Raw genomic sequence first — 22,141 nt, forward strand, 5'->3', positions numbered from 1 at the left:
CCGATCGGGGAGCGGGCGCCCGCGGCGGACCGGCGGCGAGCTGAAATGTGCTCATGTACACGGCGGATCTCACCGATGCTCTGCAGCTGCGCGGCGGCGTGGTCCGAACGTCGGCTCTGCGGAGGCTGGGGGCCACCGCATCCGACATCAGACGGGCGCTCCGCACCGGTGAGCTCGTGCGACTTCGAGAAGGCGTGCTCGCGCTCCCGTCCGCCGATCCGGAGGTACGGGATGCCGCCCGCCACGGTGGAGAGGTCGCGTGTGTCAGCGCGCTGCGTCGCGTGGGCGTGTGGATCTTCGACCCGCTCGATCCGACGCGCCCGGTTCACGCGCTCCATGTGTGGGTGGGGGGATCCGGCCGTCGGCATCGTCATGGTCCCTGTGCGTGCATCACCCACAACGACGCCGGCAGCTCAGGGTTCGGGCGCACGTCGATCGTGCTGGCGCTCGTCCAGGTCGCGCGCTGTCAGGGTGCTGAGTGCTTCTTCGCGGCATTCGAGTCGGCATGGCACCTCGGACTCCTGACCCGCCGGATGCGCAAAGAGGTGCGGGCCGGTCTGTCGGCGTCGATGCGGTACCTCGTCGATCTTGCGCGCCCCGACGCCGATAGCGGGCTCGAGTCGCTGCTCCGGCTGCGCCTGCACCGGATCGGCATCACGTTGCAGACCCAGGTGTGGATCGCCGAGATAGCTGGGCGTGTGGATTTTCTCCTCGACGGCATCCTGATTCTCGAGACGGACGGCCGCGAGAATCACGATGGTCCCTCTCGACGTCACCAGGATCTCCTCCGGGATGCGCGTACGGCGGCACTCGGTTTCGACACCCTCCGCTTCGACTACGCGATGGTGATCCACGACTGGCCGGTGGTCGAGGCGGCGATCCTCGCCCGGCGACGGTTGCTCGGCTCGCGACTCGGTCGTATGGCCGGTGTTCTTCGCTGAGGCGCATCCGACCCACGAGACAGCTTCCGCACCACCGGCCATGCGACCGAGCCACCCCCTCGACCCGACGAGGCGGCGGATGCCAGAGGAAGCACCAGGCGGCGCTGACCGATACCCTGGGAACATGACGCACACGGGCAACCCCTTCGGACAGGTCCTCGTCGCGCTCGTCACTCCGATGACGGCCGACGGTGAGGTCGATTGGGCTGCCGTCGAGAAGCACATGGATGACGTCATCACTGCAGGTGCGGACGGCATCGTCGTCACGGGGACGACCGGGGAGACGAGCACCCTCACCGACCCGGAGAAGCTCAAGCTGGTCGAAATCGGCAAGTCGGTCGCGGCCGGTCGCGCCAAGATCATCACCGGCGGCGGATCGAACGAGACCGCCCACGCGATCGAGCTCTACAAGGCGAGCGAGAAGGCCGGCGCAGACGGCATCATGATCGTCACGCCCTATTACAACAAGCCGACGCAGGCGGGCATTCTGACGCACTTCCGGCTTGTCGCCGACGCGACCGATTTGCCCGTGATCCTCTACGACATCCCCGGACGCACGGGTGTGCCCATCACGTACGAGACGATTCTGCGTCTCGCCAAACACCCCAACATCCTCGCGATCAAGGACGCCAAGGGCGACTTCAGCGAGGTCAGTCGCGTGCTGAACCAGACCGACCTCATGTATTTCTCCGGAGATGACTCGAACGCGCTCCCGCACATGGCGATCGGTGCGACGGGGCTCATCGGTGTGACCGCGAACGTCGCCGCAGCGCCGTACCGCGTGATGGTGGATGCCGTGAACCGCGGGGACCTGGCTGCCGCCACCGCGGCGCACAAGAGCCTCGAACCTCTCGTCCGCGCCGTCATGACCCACGTCCCCGGCACCGTGAGCGCGAAGTACATCCTGCACGGCCTCGGACGTATCTCGAGCCCCCGCGTCCGCCTGCCCCTCGTGGGGCCGGAGGAGTGGGAGGCCGCCCTCATCGAAGACGAGCTGGCGCTCGTCACCGGCGTCGCTGGCGCCGACTTCTCGAACTTCCGCCCCGACCGCAATGCGGCCGCCGGTGGAGCACTACCCAAGGTGCACGGCACGACCCGCTGACACCGCAACATCTGAACGCGGATGCTGAGGCATCTGAAGGAGGCACCCGATGCCCAAGAACGTCTACGACCCGCCCGCCCTCGAAAAGGGCACCCTGCGCGTCATTCCCCTCGGCGGCCTCGCCGAAATCGGTCGCAACATGACCGTCTTCGAATTCGACGGCAAGCTGCTGATCGTCGACTGCGGCGTGCTGTTCCCGGAGGAGCACCAGCCCGGAGTCGACCTGATCCTGCCCGACTTCGAGCCGATCAAGACCCGGCTCGACGACATCGTCGGGGTTGTTCTCACGCACGGCCACGAAGACCACATCGGCGCCGTGCCCTACCTGCTGCGTCTCAAGGGCGACATCCCGCTGATCGGTTCGAAGTTGACCCTCGCGCTCGTCGAGGCGAAGCTCAAGGAGCACCGCATCAAGCCGTACACGCTCACGGTCGCGGAAGGCCAAGAAGAGGAGATCGGCCCGTTCGACCTCGAGTTCATCGCCGTCAATCACTCGATCCCCGATGCGCTCGCCGTCGCGATCCACACGGATGCCGGCACCGTGCTCGCGACCGGCGACTTCAAGATGGACCAGTTGCCTCTCGACGGCCGCCTGACGGACCTCCGCGCGTTCGCCAGCCTCGGTGAGGACGGAGTCGACCTCTTCATGGTCGACTCGACGAACGCCGACGTCCCGGGCTTCACGCCGCTCGAGCGGGCCATCGGCCCCGTACTCGACCAGGTGATCGCGAAGGCCCCGCGCCGAGTGATCGTCGCGAGCTTCTCGAGCCACGTGCACCGCGTGCAGCAGGTCATCGACGCCGCCGCGGCCAACGGCCGCCGCGTCGCCTTCCTCGGCCGCTCGATGGTGCGCAACATGACCATCGCCGAGGACCTCGGCTACCTCACGGTGCCGCAGGGTGTGCTGATCGACTACAAAAAGGCCAAGGACCTTCCTGACGACAAGATCGTCTACATGTCGACGGGCTCCCAGGGTGAGCCGATGGCCGTCCTCAGTCGGATGGCCAACATGGACCATGCGATCGAGATCGGCGCGGGCGACACCGTGATCCTCGCCTCGAGCCTCATCCCCGGCAACGAGAACGCGGTCTACCGGGTCATCGACGGACTCACGAAGCTCGGTGCCAACGTTGTCCATAAGGGCAACGCGAAGGTACACGTATCCGGCCACGCGGCCGCTGGCGAACTTCTCTATTGCTACAACATCCTGAAGCCGCGCAATGTCATGCCCATCCACGGCGAGTACCGTCACCTGATCGCGAACGCAAAGCTCGCGCAGGACACCGGCATCCCCGAGGAGAACGTCATCATCGCGGAGAACGGCACGGTCGTCGATATGCAGGGCGGCATCGTGAAGGTCGTCGGCCAGCTCGACCTCGGCTTCGTCTACGTCGATGGCTCGACCGTCGGTGAAATCACCGATGCCGATCTCAAAGACCGCCGCACGCTCGGCGAAGAGGGTTTCATCTCGATCATCGTCGTGGTTGATTCGGCCACCGGCAAGATCATCACGGGCCCCGAGATCCACGCGCGCGGCTTCGCCGAGGACGACAAGGTGTTCGACGACGTCAAGCCGAAGATCGCCGCGGCCCTCGCCGAGGCTGCGCAGTCGGGCGTCCGTGATTCCCACGCCCTCTCTCAGGTCGTCCGTCGCACGATCGGCCGGTGGGTCAACCAGCGCCTGCGTCGACGCCCGATGATCGTGCCGCTCGTCATCGAGGCGTAACACCGGCGAGCTACTGTCTGGACATGCCCGCTTCGTTCCGTGTTCGTCCCGCCACTCAGGCGGATGGCGCGTTCCTGGCGGACATGATCGTCGAGGCCGCCAACTGGCGCCAGGGTGGGGCGCGTCCCCGACACGACATCATTGCCCATCCGGACCACAGCCGTTACGTTTCGGGCTGGATGCGGCCGGGCGATGCCGGATTCGTCGCGATCGACGGCAACGGGGAGGCGGTCGGTGCCGCGTGGTACCGGATGCTGCCGCGCACCGATCCCGGATTCGGCTACGTGGGGACGGGGGTTCCCGAGCTCATCATCGGCGTGCGGCCGATCTGGCGCGCCCACGGTGTGGGCCGCGCGCTTCTGCAGCACTTGTGTGCGCACGCGCGTACGCAGGGATTCGCCCGGATCAGTCTGTCGGTCGAGCGCGGAAACTTCGCATCCTCGCTCTATCGCAGCGAGGGATTCGCGGTCACCACGCCCGGCATCGGACGCGACACGATGGTCAAGCGTCTCCGCTGACGCCGACGATCGCGGGCCGCGTCAATCCGCGGGTTTCCCGGGTTCGGCGCCTACCGTGGGGTAATGGCCAGGAGCACCAGCACGCCCACGAACGCCCGCGCGTCCGCGAAGGGCTCCTCCCCGCGCGCCCGCAAGAGCGAGCCGGCGCCGAAGCGCTACGTCGACGAGGCGGAGAAGCCGCCGGTAATCGTCCGCTCATGGATGGGCCTCGCCCACATGACCGGCGGGATGTTCCGCGCGTTCGGGCCGGAGACCCTCGAGAAAGACCAGCGCCGCGATGGCTTCCCGTTCCTGCTGGTGTTGCTCGCGGTCGCCGGCGCGGTCGTCGAGTGGTTCCTGATCGGTACCGAGGTCGGAACCAATATCAGTGCCTACACTGCGGGTGCGATGATCGGCCGTGTCGCGTTCATCATGCCGGTGCTCCTGCTGCTCCTCGCGGGGTGGCTGTTCCGGCATCCGTCGTCCGTGCACGACAACGGGCGGATCGGCATCGGCTTCGGCCTGTTCGTCCTCTCGATCGCGGGCTTCTGCCACGTCGCCGGCAACCGGCCGCAGCCGAAAGAGGGCCTGCCGCCCCTGAGCGAGGCGGGCGGGCTGTTCGGCTGGATGATCGGCGAGCCGCTCACCCTCCTCACGAGCATCGGCGCATACCTGGTCCTCGGCATCCTCACGGTGCTCAGCATTCTGATCCTCACCAAGACCCCGCCGAACCGTATCGGGCGCCGTCTCGGCGACCTGTACGCCTGGATGTTCGGGGCCGAGCGCCCCGAACCCGCCGACCCGTCCGGCACGGCGCCGACGGTCGCTTTCACCAGCGCCGATGAGGACGAGAAGGATGCCGGGACCCCCTGGTGGCGCCGCAACAAGACCGGCCGTGAAGAGGACGTCGACGGCCACCTCGGCTCCGATGACCTCACGGCACTGCTGACACCCTCGGGTGCCGGCGGGTTCGAACAGGCGATCGCGTCTCCGGTGGTTCCCGCGGTCCCGCCGGTTCCGCCGATGCCCGACGCGGCGACCGAGATCATCGACCCCGCCGTCATCGCGCACGCCAAGAATGCGCGCAAGACCGACACCGGCATCCGGGAAGACAGTGGCGAGATCATCCTCGACGACGGAATCCTGCCCGGAATCTCGGGCCTCGGTGACGACCACGACGGTCGCCCGCCGGTTCCGCCCTACCGGCTTCCGTCGGTCGCGGCGCTCGCAGAGGGAACGCCGCACAAGGCCCGCTCCGAGGCGAACGACATCATCGTCCGCGCGATCATGGGCGTGTTCGAGCAGTTCTCGGTCGACGCGCGGGTGACGGGCTTCTCTCGGGGGCCGACCGTCACGCAGTACGAGATTTCGCTCGGCCTGGGCGTGAAAGTGGAGCGCATCACCGCGCTCACCAACAACATCTCCTATGCGGTCGCCTCCAACGAGGTGCGCATCCTGGCACCGATTCCGGGCAAAAGCGCGATCGGCGTCGAGATCCCCAACACCGACCGCGAGATCGTCACGCTCGGCGACGTGCTGCGGTCGAACGCCGCGGTCAGCCAGACGCACCCCATGACGATCGGCGTCGGCAAGGACGTCGGTGGCGGCTATGTCGTGGCCAACCTCGCCAAGATGCCCCACCTGCTGGTCGCCGGTTCGACCGGATCGGGAAAGTCGAGCTTCGTCAACTCGATGATCACGAGCCTGCTGATGCGCGCCAAGCCGTCCGAGGTGCGGATGGTGCTGATCGACCCGAAGCGTGTGGAACTCACGAGCTACGCCGGCGTTCCGCACCTGATCACGCCGATCATCACGAACCCGAAGAAGGCGGCCGAGGCGCTGCAGTGGGTCGTGAAAGAGATGGACATGCGCTACGACGACCTCGCGTCGTTCGGGTTCCGCCATATCGACGACTTCAACAAGGCTGTCATCGCGGGCGAGATCAACCTGCCGGTGGGCAGCGAACGCGTCCTGAAGCCCTACCCGTACCTGCTGGTGGTCGTCGATGAGCTCGCCGACCTCATGATGGTCGCGCCGCGCGATGTCGAAGACTCGATCGTCCGCATCACGCAGCTCGCTCGAGCCAGCGGCATCCACCTCGTCCTTGCCACCCAGCGACCGTCGGTCGACGTCGTCACAGGGCTCATCAAGGCGAACGTCCCCTCTCGCCTGGCCTTCGCCGTGACGAGCGTCACCGATTCGCGGGTCATCCTCGATCAGCCTGGGGCCGACCGCCTCATCGGCCAGGGCGATGCCCTCTTCCTCCCCATGGGGGCGTCCAAGTCGGTCCGTGTGCAGGGCGCCTGGGTCGCCGAGAGCGAGATCGAAAAGGTCGTCGAACACGTCAAGAAACAGGCGCGTCCGGACTATCGGGCCGACGTCGCCGCCGTTGCGGAGAAGAAGGAGATCGACGCCGACATCGGTGACGATCTGGAACTTCTCCTGGCCGCGGCGGAACAGATCATCTCGACCCAGTTCGGATCGACCTCGATGCTGCAGCGCAAGCTCCGCGTCGGCTTCGCCAAGGCGGGGCGGTTGATGGACCTGCTCGAATCGCGCGAGATCGTGGGGCCCTCCGAGGGGTCGAAAGCTCGCGACGTCCTCGTCACTCCCGAGCAGCTTCCCGAGGTCCTGGCGCGCCTGCGGGGCGTCGCTCCGGCGACACCTGCGGCCGCGCCGGCCGACGGGTACGGACCGGATGCCGTGGACACCCAGTTCGACGGCTATGAGGTCGTCGAGAGCGACGACGGGTCTGAGGATGCCTGGGGTCTGACGGGACGGGATTGACCGGGGATTGAGCCCGGCAGTTCGGTAGGCTCGGCGCGTGAGCATCCCTCGGCAGTTGCCCAACGCGATCACGATCGTGCGCATTCTGTGCGCGCCGGTCTTCCTCTGGATGCTGCTGGCAGACGGGGGCTCCGACGGGGCGCTCCGCTGGTGGGCGGCGGTGCTTTTCATCGTCGCGATCGCGACCGACGGCATCGACGGATATCTGGCGCGCAAGTACGAGATCGTGACCGACCTCGGCAAGCTTCTCGATCCGATCGCCGACAAGGTGCTCACCGGATTCGCGTTCATCGGTTTGTCGATCCTTGCGGAACTACCCTGGTGGGTCACGATCGTCGTCCTCGTGCGGGAGGTGGGCGTGACCGTCCACCGCCTGCTGGTCGCGAGCACACACGTCGTCGCAGCCGCGTGGATGGGAAAGCTCAAGACCGTCGCCCAAGCTGTCGCCCTGTCCCTTGCTCTCCTGCCGCTCTGGACGATCGTGGGCGAGTGGATTCACACGGTGAACACCGTGGCGATGTGGATCGCGGTCATCCTGACGATCGCGAGCGGCATCGACTATGTCCTCACCGAGGTACGCGGAGCGCGCACCACGCGGTCACGGGGATCGGCATCGTGACCGCACTCGCGGGGCTGCCCGATCTGCCCGATCTTCCCGAAGACGTGGAAAGCACGTTGGTGTCCTCCGGTCGTCGCAACGAGTCCGAACGGCTGATCGATCGATTGAAGGATCTGGGCTGGACGGTCGCGATCGCGGAGTCGCTGACCGGGGGACTGGTCACCGCATCCCTCGTCGCGATCTCGGGCGCATCTCAGGTCGTCCGCGGCGGAGTTGTCGCCTACGCGACCGATGTGAAGGCGAGCGTTCTCGGGGTCGATCCGACGTTGCTGGAGGCGCATGGCCCGGTCCACCCCCGTGTGGCGCGACAAATGGCCGACGGCGTGCGTCGCGCCCTGGGGCATGATGGGGTCACGGCAGACGTCGGGATCGCGACGACCGGGATCGCCGGCCCGCTGTCGCCCGACGGCCAGCCGGTGGGTACGGTGCATCTGGCCGTCTCCACGCCACTGGGGTCGCGGGTCGAGTCGCTCGAACTCAGCGGGGATCGGGACTCGATCCGCGCCGAAGCCACCGCCCGTGCCATCCGGCTGGCGCTGGATGCGCTCTGATCGTCGATGTCCGTGGGAATACCCGCTGTGACGACGGGGTTACGTACGAGCGATTCCCAACCATTCCACAGCGCACGGGGGATAGTGTGACCAGCACATCCGGTACTGTTGTCCACCCGGGGCGCGCAATCACTGTCAGAGGAGGGGGCCCGACATGATCCTGGTTCGTCAAGAGATCGGCGAAGTCCTGCGTGACTTCCGCCTGCAGAAGGGGCGCACCCTCCGCCAGGTTGCCGGCCGCGCGAGCGTGGCACTCGGCTATCTGAGCGAGGTCGAGCGCGGTCAGAAGGAAGCATCCAGCGAAATCCTCGCGTCGGTCGCCGACGCGTTGGATGTGCCCATTTCGATCATCATGCGCGAAGTCGGCGATCGTCTTTCCGTTCTCGAGGGTCTTCACGTGTTCCCCGACGTCGTTCCCGACGACTTGGCAGCGCTCGAGGACGACCTCATTCAGCCTGAGCTGTCGCTGCACTGACGTGCGCGTGAGCGAATTCGGCCGTGCGGTCGACGATGAGTTCGGCGCGCGCGGTGACTCGCTCGTCGCAGACCTCGCTCTGGCCCCGCTGGAGTATCGCACCGCCGCGGAAGCCCTCCGCGACGGTGTTCCGCCTCGCGAGGTATGGATCGCTCTCTGCGCCGCCACCGACGTCCCGCTCTCCCGACGTCATGGCGTCGGTCTTCTCGATGCGAACAAGAACACCCGCTGACGACGCCGCGCGGCGTGTCGCTTTCGTAATTCTGTTCGATTGGCACGTAGTCTCCTGCACAAGAGGTGTCTGAGACGCGTTGTCCACCGTTTCGCGGGGAACCCCGACCCATGTCGGAGCCCCTCCCTAACGTGGACAACGTCAACAGACATCCCACGCCTTGTCGCAGAATCTTCCCCGTCGGGGTGGGTCGCGACAGCCTACAGGCCGCAGAACCACGAGCACGAAGGAGCACGTCATGCCCTCACCCGCAGACCGCGAGAAGGCCCTCGAATCGGCCCTCGCCCAGATCGACCGGCAGTTCGGAAAAGGCTCGGTCATGCGACTGGGTAGCGACGAGCGTGCGCCGGTCGCCGTCATTCCGACCGGCTCCATTGCCCTCGATGTCGCCCTCGGTGTGGGGGGACTTCCCCGTGGCCGCATCATCGAGATCTACGGCCCGGAATCGTCGGGTAAGACCACGCTCACGCTGCACGCGATCGCCAACGTCCAGCGCGCCGGTGGAATCGCCGCCTTCATCGACGCGGAGCACGCGCTCGATCCCGACTACGCGCAGAAGCTCGGTGTCGACATCGATCAGCTGCTCGTCTCCCAGCCCGACACAGGTGAGCAGGCTCTGGAGATCGCAGACATGCTCGTGCGTTCGGGCGCGATCGATCTCGTCGTCATCGACTCGGTAGCCGCCCTCGTTCCCAAGGCCGAGATCGAAGGCGAGATGGGTGACACGCACGTCGGCCTGCAGGCGCGACTCATGTCGCAGGCGCTGCGGAAGCTCACCGGTGGGCTCAGCCAGACGGGGACGACGATGATCTTCATCAACCAGCTGCGCGAGAAAATCGGCGTGTTCTTCGGCTCACCCGAGACGACCGCCGGCGGTAAGGCGCTGAAGTTCTACGCCTCGGTACGCCTCGACATCCGTCGTATCGAGACGCTGAAGGACGGAACGGATGCCGTCGGCAACCGCACCCGAGTCAAGGTCGTCAAGAACAAGATGGCACCGCCCTTCAAGCAGGCCGAGTTCGACATCCTCTACGGGGTGGGCATTTCTCGCGAGGGTAGCCTCATCGACTTCGGCGTGGAGCATGCCATCGTGAAAAAATCGGGTGCGTGGTACACGTACGAAGGTGAGCAGCTCGGGCAGGGCAAGGAGAACGCCCGCAACTTCTTGCTGAAGAACGTGGACATCGCTGCCGACATCGAGACGAAGATCCTGCAGAAGCTCGGCGTCGGCCAGCCCAAGCAGGTCGCGGAGCCCGCCGACGACCTGGCTGCCCGCCGTCCCGCCTGAGCGTGACTTCCGACGATCACCTCGCTCCGGTGATCCCGCTGTTCGGCGGGCCGGCTTCGGCCGCGCCCGCCGACCACGGGGACTCCGGGAGTGGCCAAGAGACACGCGCGCAACGCGCTGTCCCCGCCGATGGGCGATTCGCGGCGCGCTCTCGCTCCGCTGATCGAGTGCCCGCGCGACGTGCGGGGGTATCGAGATCACCCGAGTCCGCAGACGGCTCGTGGCATATGACGTGGACGGAACCCGGGCCGCACGTCGACCCATCGCTCCGCGCGGATGAGGCGGACGCGCGGGACCTGGCGGAGACGCGCCTGCTGAAGAAGTTGCGGGTGCGTTCCCTCTCCGAACGCGAGGCGCGCACCTTCCTGCGCGAGCAGGAGGTCGGCCCCGAGGCGATCGAGCAGATCATCGATGCGTCTAGGGGCCATGGCTACCTCGACGATGCTCGCCTGGCGGAGCAGCTCATCCATGCCGGGACGACGCGCAAAGGGCAGGGGCGTCAGGCGATCTCCCTCGCCCTTGGGCAGCGGGGCATTCCCCGCGAGGTGGCCGACGCGGCCTTGGCCGAGCTGGCTGACGACGACGCCGAACGCGCGCTCGAGTTCGCGCGCCAGAAGGCGCAAGCGATGCGAAGTCTCGACCGCGAAGCCGCGGTTCGCCGGTTGGTAGGGCAGCTGTCTCGTCGAGGATTCGGTAGTGTCGCGCTGAGCACCGCCCGGCGTGCGCTCGACGAGCTCGACCGCCCCGCTGCGCGCGGCGTGCGTTTCGAGTGAGTGACCGGCGTCCGCTCGCGTCCGGCCTCATAGAATGGGGGCATCATGACTTCCCCGTCCGCCGCACCCACGCTCATCGCGCCGTCGCCCGCAGCCCACGCTGCGGACGGCAGTGCTCGCACCTACGAGGTGCGTACGTTCGGTTGTCAGATGAACGTGCACGACTCCGAGCGGTTGTCCGGGTCGCTGGAGAGTGCCGGGTATGTTCGGGCGGATGCCGGTGACGAAGCGGACGTGATCGTCATCAACACGTGCGCCGTCCGCGACAACGCGGCCGGCAAGCTCTATGGCACCCTCGGGTATCTCAAGAGCCGGAAGGACCAGCGCGCGGGCATGCAGATCGCCGTCGGCGGGTGTCTCGCTCAGATGGACAAAGACGCCGTCCTCGACAAGGCCCCCTGGGTCGACGTCGTGTTCGGCACCCACAACATGGGATCTCTTCCCCGACTGCTCGAACGTGCACGCCACAACGGTGATGCAGAACTCGAGATCCTCGAGTCGCTCGATGTCTTCCCCTCGACCCTCCCGACCAAGCGCGACTCGGTGTACAGCGGGTGGGTTTCGATCTCGGTCGGGTGCAACAACACCTGTACCTTCTGCATCGTCCCGAGCCTCCGCGGCAAAGAAAAGGACCGACGCCCCGGCGACATCCTGAGCGAGATCAAGCTGCTCGCCGACGACGGTGCCATCGAGGTCACGCTGCTCGGCCAGAACGTCAACAGCTACGGAGTGGAATTCGGCGACCGGCACGCCTTCGGCAAGCTGCTGCGTGCGGCGGGTGAGATCCCCGGTCTCGAGCGTGTGCGGTTCACGAGTCCCCACCCGGCCGCATTCACGGACGACGTGATCGATGCGATGGCTGAAACGCCGCAAGTCATGCCGCAGTTGCATATGCCGTTGCAATCCGGCTCCGACCGTATCCTCAAGGCGATGCGACGCTCCTACCGCAGTGACAAATTCCTCGGCATCCTCGACCGCGTGCGGGAGCGCATGCCGAACGCCGCGATCACGACCGACATCATCGTCGGATTCCCGGGCGAGACCGACGAAGATTTCGAAGACACTCTGCGTGTCGTGGAGCAGGCGCGGTTTGCGAGTGCATTCACGTTCCAGTATTCGATCCGCGAGGGAACACCCGCGGCGACCATGCCCGACCAGGTACCGAAGGCCGTCGTGCAGGAGCGTTTCGAGCGTCTCGCCGCTCTGCAGGACCGCATCAGCCTGGAAGAGAACCAAAAACAGGTCGGACGTGAGGTCCACGTGCTGGTCTCGACGGGGGAGGGCAAGAAGGATTCCGCGACCCATCGCCTCACCGGTCGCGCAGAGGACAACCGTCTGGTGCACTTCGAGTTGCCCGCCGGCAGTCCCCTCCCGCGTCCGGGCGACGTCGTCTCGGTTGTGATCTCGCACGCCGCGCCGTTCTATCTGCTCGCCGACAGTCCGGATGGAGCGCCGTTGCGAGTACGCCGCACGCGCGCAGGCGACGCCTGGGACCGTACGCAGGCCGAGTCGTGCGGCGTGCCCGCACCGGCAACCGTCGGCGGTGCGCCGAGATCCGTGGGTCTCGGCATCCCCACCCTCCGCGCCGCGGAGTGACGGTGGCCCGCGCTGCGACCGCGCGCACCGGGCGACTCTGGGCCGTCGTGGGTGCGACCGGAACGGGGAAGACCGATCTGTCGCTGCGGCTCGCGGAAGCCCTGGTCGCGCGCGGCCGCCCCGCGGAGATCGTCAACGCGGATGCCATGCAGCTCTATCGCGGTATGGACATCGGCACGGCGAAGTTGCCCGAGGCAGAGCGTCGTGGGATCCCGCACCACCTCTTCGACGCACTCGATGTGACCGACGAGGCCGCCGTGGCCTGGTATCAGAGACGTGCGCGGGAGGAGATCACCGCGATTCTCGCTCGCGGCGGAGAGGCGATCCTGGTCGGTGGATCGGGGCTCTACGTGTCCGGCGTCATCTACGACTTCCGTTTCCCCCCGCACGATGATGTCCTCCGAGCACAGCTGGAAGCCGAGCTCGAGCGCGAGGGTGCCGGCGCGCTCTACGCGCGACTGCGGGCAGCGGATCCGATGACGGCGGAGAGGATCGATCCGCGCAATTCCCGTCGGGTCGTCCGTGCGCTCGAAGTCCTCGGACAGGGGGGACCGACGCACGGCGCTTCGCTCCCCAGCGCGCCGGTGCTGTGGCACGTTCCGACCACCGTGATCGGCGTGCAGATCGAGCGCGAGGAACTTGTCGCGCGCCTCGATGCACGCGTCGAAGGGATGTGGGCGCAGGGCCTCCTGGACGAAGTGCGCTCCCTGCGTTCCGAGGGGCTGGAGCGCGGCGTCACGGCGCCGCGCGCCATCGGCTATGCCCAAGCGCTCGCGCAGCTCGACGGCGCGTTGACGGAATCTGAGGCGATCTCCGAGACCCAGGCGTTGACGCGCCGCTACGCGCGCCGACAAGTGTCGTGGTTCCGCCGTTACGCCGAAGTGGCGTGGACCGACCCCCGTGCCGATGCGGGCGCCCTGGCTGACTCGCGCTGACGGCCACCCGGATCAACAGGTGGGTGCGGGATCCGCTACCGGCGCCCGCCCTAAACTGGGGGAATGCCGCAGACCATCGCGTTCACCAAGGGCCAGGGCACGGGAAACGATTTCGTGATCGTGCCGGATCCGGACGGCGCCCTCGACCTCAGTGATGCGCAGGTCGCCGCGCTCTGCGATCGACGCTTCGGGATCGGCGGCGACGGCATCCTCCGGGTCGTGCGTTCGTCGGCGCTCCCCGAGGGGGCGGCGACGCCCGATGCCGAGTGGTTCATGGACTACCGCAATGCGGACGGCTCCGCCGCCGAGATGTGCGGCAACGGCATCCGGGTTTTCGCACGATACTTGCTGAGCGCCGAGCTTATCGACGTCGAGTCTGTCCCCCAGGTGCGCATCGGGACGCGGGCCGGCGTGAAGACGGTGTCCCGCACCGATGACGGCTTCGAAGTGGATCTCGGGGTCTGGCGCCCCGAAACGGATGATGTGCTCGTACGCGCGAAGGGATTGCCCGTCGCGCGCCCCGGGCAGGGAATCGATGTCGGCAATCCCCACGTCGTCGTGGCGCTGTCGAGCATCGCCGAACTGGACGGACTGGACCTCACCGTCCTCCCCGTGCTGGATCCGGTGCAGCCGGCCGGAGCGAACGTCGAATTCGTCGTGCCGGCCGATCCGCTCGTCCAGGGCGGTGTCGGCGCGATCCGGATGCGGGTGTTCGAGCGCGGTGTGGGCGAGACACTGTCGTGCGGGACGGGCGTCGCTGCCGCCGCACTGGCGGTGCGCCTCTGGGCGGGATCTGCCGCCCCGGATCGCTGGAGCGTGGACGTTCCCGGTGGACGACTGGGTGTGCGGGTCATCCGTCACGACGACGGTGAGCACGTCCTGCTGTCCGGACCGGCATCCCTCGCCTTCTCGGGAGAGATCACCCTCGCCTGAGTAGCTCAGGGGAGGGTGATGGTCCCGGTGACCGGTGTGCCGTGTCGGCGCACCTTCAGCACACGAAAGCCGCGTCCTGTGGCCGCACGGGTCACGCTGTACCCGTGCTCGAACGTTGCCGCCAGCCAGCGCTGCAGCGAATCGGACCCGAGGTTGCGCTGAACCACGAGCCACGCGTCGCTGCGTTCATCGAGACGGGGGATCCAGGTCTCGAGAAGGCCGTGGAGCTCGTTCTTACCCACGCGGATCGGCGGGTTCGAGCGGATGCCACGGAACACCACATCGCTCGGGACGTCGCTCGGGAGCACCGCGCGCACATTCTCGAGCCCCCACTCCTCGGCGTTGCGGCGGACGAGATCGAGCGCACGTTCGTTGACATCGACCGCCCATACGGTCGCGTGCGGCGATTCGGAGGCCAGGCTCAACGCGATCGGCCCCCAGCCGCACCCGAGGTCGAGAAGGTGACCCCCCGGCGGGGCGGGAGGAGTATTGGCCAACAGCACCGCCGTCCCTGCGTCGACGTGATCGGGACTGAAGATCCCGCCCGCGGTCGTGACCTCGCCGACGCGCCCGGCAAGGGTCACGCGGATGCGGCGGAGATTCTCGGCGCTGGACGGGGACGCGGTGAAGTAGTGGTCGCTCCCCATCCTGCGAGCGTACCGGGTCCGGCGAGGTCTGCGGGAGGTAGACTGCAAGGCTGACCACGAAAGGACCGCATGACCGACACGACAGACACCGACGACGCCGACCAGACCCCGGGGGATCCGGTGGAGCGTGTGCTGGCGCGCGCGGAGTCGCGGTCGGGCGTGCACGTGTTCGGCGCGGCTCAAGCGTTGCAGGAGAAGTCCACGGTCTCTTACGGAGACACCGACGGCGATCAGTGGGATCGCGAAGAGCGCGCGGCGCTGCGCCGGGTGCCCGGGTTGTCCACCGAGCTCGAGGATGTCACCGAAGTCGAGTACCGCCAGCTACGGCTGGAGAACGTCGTCCTCGTGGGCGTCTACCCGCAGGGATCACAGAACGACGCCGAGAACTCCATCCGCGAGCTGGCCGCGCTCGCCGAGACTGCGGGCGCGGTAGTTCTGGACGGCGTGCTGCAGCGGCGCCCGCATCCGGACCCAGCGACGTACATCGGGCGCGGAAAGGCCGCCGAACTCCGCGACCTCGTCGCGGCCGTCGGTGCCGACACGGTGATCGCCGACACCGAACTCGCCCCCAGTCAGCGCCGTGCGCTGGAAGATGTCGTCAAGGTCAAGGTGATCGACCGGACGACCGTCATCCTCGACATCTTCAGCCAGCACGCGAAGAGCCGGGAAGGAAAGGCGCAGGTGGAGCTCGCCCAGCTCGAGTACCTGCTGCCGCGGTTGCGTGGGTGGGGCGATTCGATGAGTCGTCAGGCCGGTGGCCAGGTCGGTGCCGGCGGCGCGGGCATGGGTTCGCGCGGTCCCGGTGAGACGAAGATCGAGCTGGATCGCCGCCGCATCCGCACCAAGATGGCGCAGCTGCGCCGCCAGCTGCGGGATTTTGCCCCGGCGCGCGAAGCCAAGCGTTCCGAGCGCAAGCGCAACACGATTCCCTCCGTCGCGATCGCGGGGTACACGAACGCCGGGAAATCCAGCTTGCTGAACCGACTGACGAGCGCCGGCGTGCTCGTCGAGAACGCCCTGTTCGCCACTCTCGATGCGACCGTGCGCCGGGCCGAGGCGGCCGACGGGCGGGTCTACACGCTCACCGACACCGTCGGCTTCGTCCGAAACCTTCCGCACCAGCTGGTCGAGGCATTCCGCTCGACGCTGGAAGAAGTCGGACAGGCAGACGTCCTCGTGCACGTGGTGGATGCTTCGCACCCCGATCCGGCGGCGCAACTGGCCACCGTTCGCGATGTCATGGGCGACGTCGGCGCGCGGTCGACTCGCGAAATCGTCGTGTTCAACAAGGCCGACCTCGTCGACGACGATGATCGACTGGTGTTGCGCGGTCTCGAACCGGACGCCCTGTTCGTCTCGTCGCGCAGTGGTGAGGGGATCGACGAGCTGCGTGCGGTGATCGAAGCGGCCCTTCCGCTGCCGGCGATCGAGGTGCGCGCGCTCGTTCCCTACGACCGCGGCGACCTCGTCAACGCGGTACACGAGAGCGGACACATCATCTCGACGTCGCACGAGGAAGGCGGCACCGCCGTCCACGCCCACGTCGGCGAGCGGCTGGCCGCCGAGTTGGCGCCGTACGCGAGCTGACGCCGCGGTGGTCAGCGACCGGCTGTGAGCTCGATGGGCGCAACTCCCGGCGTGCCGAAACCGAAAACCTGACCGAGGAACGCGAGTTCGCTTTCGAGCGCGTGCACGATCGTCTCGACCCGACGGAAACCGTGGCCTTCCCCCGCGTAGAGCACATACGCGTGGGGCACGCGGTGCACCGTCAGCGCCGCACGGATGGCCTCGGCCTGCGCCGGCGGGACGACGGCATCCTCCGCGCCCTGCAGGAGGAGCAGCGGGACGCGGAAGCGCTCCGGCCGGCTGAGGGGGGACCGCTCGAGGTAGATCGGCTCGGCGTCGGGAAGTGGCCCGATGAGCCCGTCCAAATAGTGTGCTTCGAAGTCGTGCGTGTCGGCGGCGAGGGCCCGGGCATCGCCGACGCCGTAGCGGGAGATGCCCGCGCTGAAGACATCGGTCCCGACGAGCGCCGCAAGCACCGTCCACCCGCCGGCTGATCCACCCTCGATCGCGATCCGGCGGGGGTCGGCCAGAGCGTCGTCAGCGAGCCCGGTCGCGGCGGTGGCGACGTCGTCGACATCGACCACGCCCCACTGTCCCCGCAGCCGCTCTCGGTAGGTGCGTCCGTACCCGGTCGACCCGCCGTAGTTCACGTCGAGCACGCCGATGCCCCGGCTCGTGAAAAAGGCGATCTTGCTGTCGGCGACGCCCGCGACGTGTGCCGTCGGTCCGCCGTGGACGAACACGATATAGGGCGGTCGTTCCCCCTCGGGCGCCCGCATGTCGGGGTTCGTCGGTGGATAGTCGAACGCGTGCACCGGTCCGTGGGGGCCGTCGAAGCTCACGGCGCGGCTGGTCGGAAGGAAAGGCAGGATGCCGGCATCCACGGTCTCGCCGACGACCTGGCGCGCGGTGCCGTCGGCGTCGACGAGCCAGAGCCCCGTCGTCCCGGGTGCGGAACCGGATACGAGGACACGGGTGCCGTCGCACGCTTCGACGGTGAGGCGGGAGCGCGCGGGGAGCGACACCGGCGTCACCTCGCCCTCGGCGGAGATCCGTACGAGACTGTCGTCACCGTGGGTCCGGACGGCGAGGGCATCGCCCCCGGCGAGGGCAGCATGCCAGCGCGCGCCGAGGACCCAGAGCGGTCCGCCGGTGTCGGCGTCGGCGGGTGCGAGCGCGGTGGGCGCAAGGTCGGCATCAAGCCGCACTTCCCACAGATTCCACCGCCCGGTCGGATCGTCGAGATACCGGATGACCTCGTCGCCGATCCATTCGGGCTGCAGAGCGGCAGTGCCACCGGATGTGATCGTCGTCCACTCCGATACGGTGCCGTGCTCGATACGCCCGACGCACACCTGTGTGCGGTCCCAGGGCATATCCGGGTGGTCCCAGGCAATCCAGGCGAGCCGGTCACCACGGGGTGAGAGAACCGGCTGGGCGACGAACGCGCTCCCGGCGACGAGTGCGGCGATCTCGGGCTCGTCACCCGTGCCGATCGCGACGATCGCTCGGGCGGGGAGGGGTGTGTCGTCGTGGCGCTCCTGCACGGCCAGCAGGACCCCGACCTGCCAGCGCAGCCCGCCGTAGCGGACATTGGGCGCCGGGGGCGTGAGCGCGCGCGGGGCGGTACCTGGGCGTTTCATCCATACGCGTTGGTCGGACTTCTCGACGAAGAAGAGGTCGCCGTCCTCCGTCACCGCCCACGATCCGCCGCCGTACTCGTGCACGCGCGATCGGGCGTTCCACGGGGCCGGCAACATGTCCTCGATCCGGCCATCGGCGTGCCGCCGCCGCACGGTCGTCCGTCCGCCTTCAGTCGGCACCGATTCACCCCACCAGACCTGGTCTTCCACGAGGGCGCCGCCGTCCCGTCGCGGAGCAGAGCTCGAGGCCCAGGTGGCGCTGAGCGGGGAGGGCCAGGAGCCGAAGGGCAAGACGGTGACCATTCCTCCACGCTACGCGACGTCACACCGCGTCATACGGCTGCAGCGGCCCCGCGCCGGTCGTAAAGTGGTGCCATCGACGCTCGAACCCCCGACCGGGGAGCCGAGCAGCCCGCCGGCCTCGTGCCCGGGCAGGAGCGACAGCCGAGCCCGGCACCCGTCCGCGATGACACCGCCTTCGGGCGTGCGTCCGCGGCCGCCGGCCCATCTGATCACCCTGACCGAAAGTGCATCATGCCTGTCGAGACCCCCGCATCCGCGGTGCCCTTCTCGTTCGAGATCTATCCGCCGCGTCATCCGGAGGGAATGCCGGCGTTGCGGGAGACGATCGGCCACTTGGCCGCCGCGGGCCCGCAATTCATCTCCGTGACTTTCGGCGCAGGCGGGTCGACGACCGACCGATCCCTCGAGGTGCTCACGCACATCCTGCACACGACCGCCGTGCCGCCCCTCGCACATGTGACGTGCGTCGGGTCGACGTATGCCGACGCGACTCAGGTGATCCGCACGTTCCTCGATGCCGGCATCACCCGGTTCCTGGCGCTTCGCGGTGATCCCCCCGCCGGGGCGGTGGACGGCGAGCCGCTTCTCGGCGATCTGGAGAGCGCCGCTCAGCTCGTCCAGTTGATCGATCGGGTGCAGGCCGAACGCGCGGCGTATGCCGAACGAGACATTCCGGGCGCCCCGGGAGCGGTGAGCGTGGCCGCCCCCACCAAAGTGGAGATTTCCGTCGCCGCGTTTCCGAACGGGCATCCGCGGTCGCGGCACCGGTTCGAAGACATCGATGCGCTCCTGGCCAAGCAAGCGGCCGGTGCTCGATCGGCGATCACCCAGCTCTTCTTCCGTGCTGAGGAGTACCTCGACTTCGTGGGCCGCGCGCGATCGGAAGGCGTCACCATTCCGATCCTGCCGGGAATCATGCCGCTGACGTCGCCCTCGCGACTGCGTCGGGTGCTCGAGCTCACGGGAGACCCGCGGCCGACCGAGTTCGCCGACGCGCTCGAACATGCGCCGGATGCCGCAGCCGCCCGCAGGATCGGCCTCGCTCACGCGGCCGCTCTCGCCCGAGATGTCGTCGACGGGGGAGCGCCCGGCATCCACCTTTACGCCTTCAACAACCACGACACGGTGCTCGCGGTCCTCCGCGACGCGGAGCTTGCCCCGCACCTCCATACCCAGGAGAGCTCCGCATGACCGCCGAATTCCCCTCCGGCACGATTCTCGGCTACCCGCGTATCGGCCATCGCCGCGAACTCAAGGGTCATCCATTCGCGACGACCAGCCGCTCGGTGAGACCGCCGACCAGGTGGCGCTCGCCCTCCGCGACGAAAGGCGATTGCGGCAGGGGATGCCGACGTCATGTCGATCGAGGCAGCGCGCAGTCGCGGTGAAGTGATCGGAGATGTTCGCGCCGTCGTCAGCGCGTAGCTTCTCCGCGCCCGGCGTCGATGAGATCTCCCTCGTCGGCGTCGGGCACCTCGGGCGCGTCGTTGCTCGCGATCGCGAGTTCGTCGGGTCGCCGCTGGGCGAGCTCGAGCAGCCAGCCGACCACGAGCGCGACGATGACCACCACCCGCACCAGACCCGGTATGAGCGGGCGCAACGCCAGGAGCCAGACGATCGCGAGAGCGATCACGAGGCCGCGCACGAGCGCACGCGATCTGCCGAGCCACTCACCGAACCTGCCGGTGTTCAGGCCCAGCGCGGCGAGATGGCGGCGGGCAGATGCGTTGACACCATCGGTGAACGTGCGGGTTCTGTTCGCCGCGGTGGACCCGCCCGACACCCAACCCGCGATCGCGATGACCACGCCCGCGAGGCACCGATCCCGAGGGTCGCCGCAAGGGAGCCTGCCCCGATTGCCAGACCGATGCCCGAACCGAGAATCGCGGTGCTACGGCGTCGCGCGACCAGGATGCCCGCGACGAAGAACGCGAGGCTCACGATCGGCAGCCACCAGCCGACGGCCACCGCGAGGGCGTACACGGTCCGCACGAGCGCCACGTTCTCGCCGGTGCCGATGATGACGCCCCTGTCGACCGCGGGGATGAGGCCCGCGATGCCCACGCCTTGATCGACCAGACGGGTTTGCACTCGTGACACGATCTCGCCGAGCTGAATTCCCAGCCCCTCGCTGGTCTGCACGACGATTCCGCCGCCGTCCGAGGTCGCGGTTGTCGTGAGGGCCTGGTGTGCGCCGCGCAACGTCGCGGCCCACACGTCGGTGAAGGCATCCGAGCGCACCACCTCGGTCACGCCGCGGGCGACCAGTCCTTCCACACCAGACGCCGCCGGGCCGCGCAAAAGGTCGAGCGCGTCTGCCCTCGGCGAGGATCACCCGTGCCCACGCGGCGACGATCGAGACGGGTACGAGAATCGCCGCGATGACGATCAGGACGGTCGACAGGACGGCGCGCCACCGCCGACGATGCGGCGGTCGTGTGCCGGGCATCGCGTGGGACAGGCGAGCGTTCTCCGCCTCGAGTTCGCGCACGCGTGCTGCAAGTGACGAGACATCCGAGACGTCATCGGTGGTGGCCATGACGCCATTGAGGCCCAGCCGCGCGTGCTTGTCTGCGGAGCCGCGATGATCACACGGCGCGGAGGACCGCGACAACACGCCCGAGCACGACGGCGTCGTCGCCGAGGATCGGTTCGAACGCGGTATTGCGGGGCAGCAGCCACGTGTGGCCGTCGCGCTGACGGAATGTCTTCACGGTCGCTTCACCGTCGAGCATCGCCGCGACGATCTCGCCGTTCGCGGCGGTCGGCTGCGACCGCACCACCACCCAATCGCCATCACAGATCGCGGCATCGATCATGGATTCGCCGCTGACCTTGAGCATGAACAGATCGCCCTTTCCGACGAGCTGGCGGGGGAGGGGGAAGATCTCCTCGACCTGCTGGTCGGCCGTGATCGGCACGCCCGCCGCAATGCGCCCGACCAGGGGCACCATCGCGGCGTCGGCGACCGCCGGCGCCTCGTCGGCGGGATTCTCCGTGGCGCTCCCTGGAAGATCGATCAGCACCTCCATCGCGCGGGTCTTGCCGGGGTCCCGGCGGAGGTAGCCGCTGAGCTCGAGCTGGTTGAGCTGGTGGGTCACGCTGGACAGCGACTTCAGCCCCACGGCGTCGCCGATCTCTCGCATGCTCGGCGGGTAACCGTGCCGCGCGATCGAGCGCTGAATGACCTCGAGGATGGCCAGCTGCTTTTCGCTCAGGCTCTTGCGCCGGCGGGTTTGCGGCTTCTCGCGGGAAGCTCCGGTGCTGTCCATGTCGCGCTCCTTTTGTTGCGGCTCTGTGGCGGTGGGGAAGACATCGTCTTCGAATGTCGGAGGTCAGTGATGGGGTCTTGTTATCGAAACCGTATCCGGTATCGCAGAACTCGCCCGGCAAGCCTTCGCGTGTCGTCTTCGATTCATGTGCGATCCGGAGGGTCTTGACAGTTGTCCTAGTTCGAAGATAGCTTTGGAAGAGAGGTTCGCATCCAGTTCTCCCGGCCGAGAACTCGGATGCGAATCTCTCCACCC

Annotated in this window: 21 protein-coding genes; 16 read left to right on the forward strand and 5 right to left on the reverse strand. The window is 67.8% G+C overall.

Annotated elements, in window-relative coordinates:
* Positions 1-53: 53 nt before the first annotated feature.
* From Q0653_RS09260 to dapF, 14 genes are all read left to right on the forward strand, one after another.
* Positions 54-941, forward strand: a complete 888-nt coding sequence (locus Q0653_RS09260) for a type IV toxin-antitoxin system AbiEi family antitoxin domain-containing protein (protein ID WP_298743672.1) — start codon at positions 54-56, stop codon at positions 939-941.
* A 124-nt stretch (positions 942-1,065) separates the two neighbouring features.
* Positions 1,066-2,043: a 4-hydroxy-tetrahydrodipicolinate synthase gene (gene dapA, locus Q0653_RS09265; protein ID WP_298743674.1), complete on the forward strand. Its 978-nt coding sequence runs from the start codon at positions 1,066-1,068 to the stop codon at positions 2,041-2,043.
* A gap of 49 nt (positions 2,044-2,092) precedes the next feature.
* On the forward strand, positions 2,093-3,769 hold the full coding sequence (locus tag Q0653_RS09270) for a ribonuclease J (protein WP_298944347.1): 1,677 nt from the start codon (positions 2,093-2,095) through the stop codon (positions 3,767-3,769).
* A 23-nt stretch (positions 3,770-3,792) separates the two neighbouring features.
* The gene (locus Q0653_RS09275) at positions 3,793-4,287 is read left to right on the forward strand and encodes a GNAT family N-acetyltransferase (RefSeq protein ID WP_298944348.1); all 495 of its coding nucleotides are present in this window, start codon (positions 3,793-3,795) and stop codon (positions 4,285-4,287) included.
* A 63-nt stretch (positions 4,288-4,350) separates the two neighbouring features.
* Entirely contained in the window at positions 4,351-7,053 is a 2,703-nt protein-coding gene (locus Q0653_RS09280; RefSeq protein ID WP_298944349.1) for a DNA translocase FtsK, read from the forward strand.
* A 37-nt stretch (positions 7,054-7,090) separates the two neighbouring features.
* Positions 7,091-7,672, forward strand: a complete 582-nt coding sequence (gene pgsA, locus Q0653_RS09285) for a CDP-diacylglycerol--glycerol-3-phosphate 3-phosphatidyltransferase (protein ID WP_298944350.1) — start codon at positions 7,091-7,093, stop codon at positions 7,670-7,672.
* Positions 7,673-7,731: 59 nt separating this feature from the next.
* Positions 7,732-8,223, forward strand: coding sequence for a CinA family protein (locus Q0653_RS09290; RefSeq protein WP_298743789.1), 492 nt, complete (start codon positions 7,732-7,734; stop codon positions 8,221-8,223).
* 154 nt (positions 8,224-8,377) lie between these two features.
* Positions 8,378-8,698, forward strand: coding sequence for a helix-turn-helix domain-containing protein (locus Q0653_RS09295; protein WP_298743684.1), 321 nt, complete (start codon positions 8,378-8,380; stop codon positions 8,696-8,698).
* Position 8,699: 1 nt separating this feature from the next.
* A complete protein-coding gene (locus Q0653_RS09300; RefSeq protein ID WP_298743686.1) occupies positions 8,700-8,930 on the forward strand; it encodes a DUF3046 domain-containing protein in 231 nt (76 codons plus the stop codon).
* 238 nt (positions 8,931-9,168) lie between these two features.
* Positions 9,169-10,218 (forward strand): recombinase RecA, encoded by a 1,050-nt coding sequence (recA, locus tag Q0653_RS09305; protein ID WP_298743688.1) that lies wholly within the window; start codon positions 9,169-9,171, stop codon positions 10,216-10,218.
* Between the two features lie 227 nt (positions 10,219-10,445).
* Positions 10,446-10,991 (forward strand): regulatory protein RecX, encoded by a 546-nt coding sequence (locus Q0653_RS09310; RefSeq protein WP_298944351.1) that lies wholly within the window; start codon positions 10,446-10,448, stop codon positions 10,989-10,991.
* Positions 10,992-11,036: 45 nt separating this feature from the next.
* On the forward strand, positions 11,037-12,587 hold the full coding sequence (gene miaB, locus Q0653_RS09315) for a tRNA (N6-isopentenyl adenosine(37)-C2)-methylthiotransferase MiaB (protein WP_298944352.1): 1,551 nt from the start codon (positions 11,037-11,039) through the stop codon (positions 12,585-12,587).
* A 2-nt stretch (positions 12,588-12,589) separates the two neighbouring features.
* Positions 12,590-13,522: a tRNA (adenosine(37)-N6)-dimethylallyltransferase MiaA gene (gene miaA / locus Q0653_RS09320; RefSeq protein WP_298944353.1), complete on the forward strand. Its 933-nt coding sequence runs from the start codon at positions 12,590-12,592 to the stop codon at positions 13,520-13,522.
* A gap of 63 nt (positions 13,523-13,585) precedes the next feature.
* Entirely contained in the window at positions 13,586-14,455 is an 870-nt protein-coding gene (dapF, locus tag Q0653_RS09325; RefSeq protein WP_298944354.1) for a diaminopimelate epimerase, read from the forward strand.
* Between the two features lie 5 nt (positions 14,456-14,460).
* Here dapF and Q0653_RS09330 read toward each other — a convergent pair whose 3' ends face one another.
* Entirely contained in the window at positions 14,461-15,102 is a 642-nt protein-coding gene (locus Q0653_RS09330) for a methyltransferase (protein ID WP_298743699.1), read from the reverse strand.
* 69 nt (positions 15,103-15,171) lie between these two features.
* Between Q0653_RS09330 and hflX the strand changes: the two genes are divergently transcribed.
* Positions 15,172-16,689 (forward strand): GTPase HflX, encoded by a 1,518-nt coding sequence (hflX, locus tag Q0653_RS09335; protein WP_298743701.1) that lies wholly within the window; start codon positions 15,172-15,174, stop codon positions 16,687-16,689.
* Positions 16,690-16,700: 11 nt separating this feature from the next.
* Here the strand turns inward: hflX and Q0653_RS09340 are convergent, their stop codons facing one another.
* Positions 16,701-18,614 carry a prolyl oligopeptidase family serine peptidase gene (locus Q0653_RS09340; RefSeq protein ID WP_298944355.1) on the reverse strand — a complete coding sequence of 638 codons (1,914 nt, stop codon included), beginning with the start codon at positions 18,612-18,614 and terminating at the stop codon, positions 16,701-16,703.
* A 231-nt stretch (positions 18,615-18,845) separates the two neighbouring features.
* Here Q0653_RS09340 and Q0653_RS09345 point away from each other — a divergent pair, with 231 nt between their 5' ends.
* Positions 18,846-19,805, forward strand: coding sequence for a methylenetetrahydrofolate reductase (locus Q0653_RS09345; RefSeq protein WP_298944356.1), 960 nt, complete (start codon positions 18,846-18,848; stop codon positions 19,803-19,805).
* Positions 19,806-20,028: 223 nt separating this feature from the next.
* On the opposite strand, the gene Q0653_RS09350 is transcribed toward Q0653_RS09345, so the two are convergent.
* The 3 genes from Q0653_RS09350 to lexA form a co-directional block, all read right to left on the reverse strand.
* Positions 20,029-20,259 carry a hypothetical protein gene (locus Q0653_RS09350; RefSeq protein ID WP_298944357.1) on the reverse strand — a complete coding sequence of 77 codons (231 nt, stop codon included), beginning with the start codon at positions 20,257-20,259 and terminating at the stop codon, positions 20,029-20,031.
* Between the two features lie 44 nt (positions 20,260-20,303).
* A complete protein-coding gene (locus tag Q0653_RS09355; RefSeq protein ID WP_298944358.1) occupies positions 20,304-20,891 on the reverse strand; it encodes a hypothetical protein in 588 nt (195 codons plus the stop codon).
* 311 nt (positions 20,892-21,202) lie between these two features.
* Positions 21,203-21,886, reverse strand: a complete 684-nt coding sequence (gene lexA / locus Q0653_RS09360; protein WP_298743709.1) for a transcriptional repressor LexA — start codon at positions 21,884-21,886, stop codon at positions 21,203-21,205.
* Positions 21,887-22,141 lie beyond the last annotated feature (255 nt).

Origin of the sequence: uncultured Microbacterium sp. (assembly GCF_947488465.1) — a bacterium.
GTDB lineage: Bacteria > Actinomycetota > Actinomycetes > Actinomycetales > Microbacteriaceae > Microbacterium.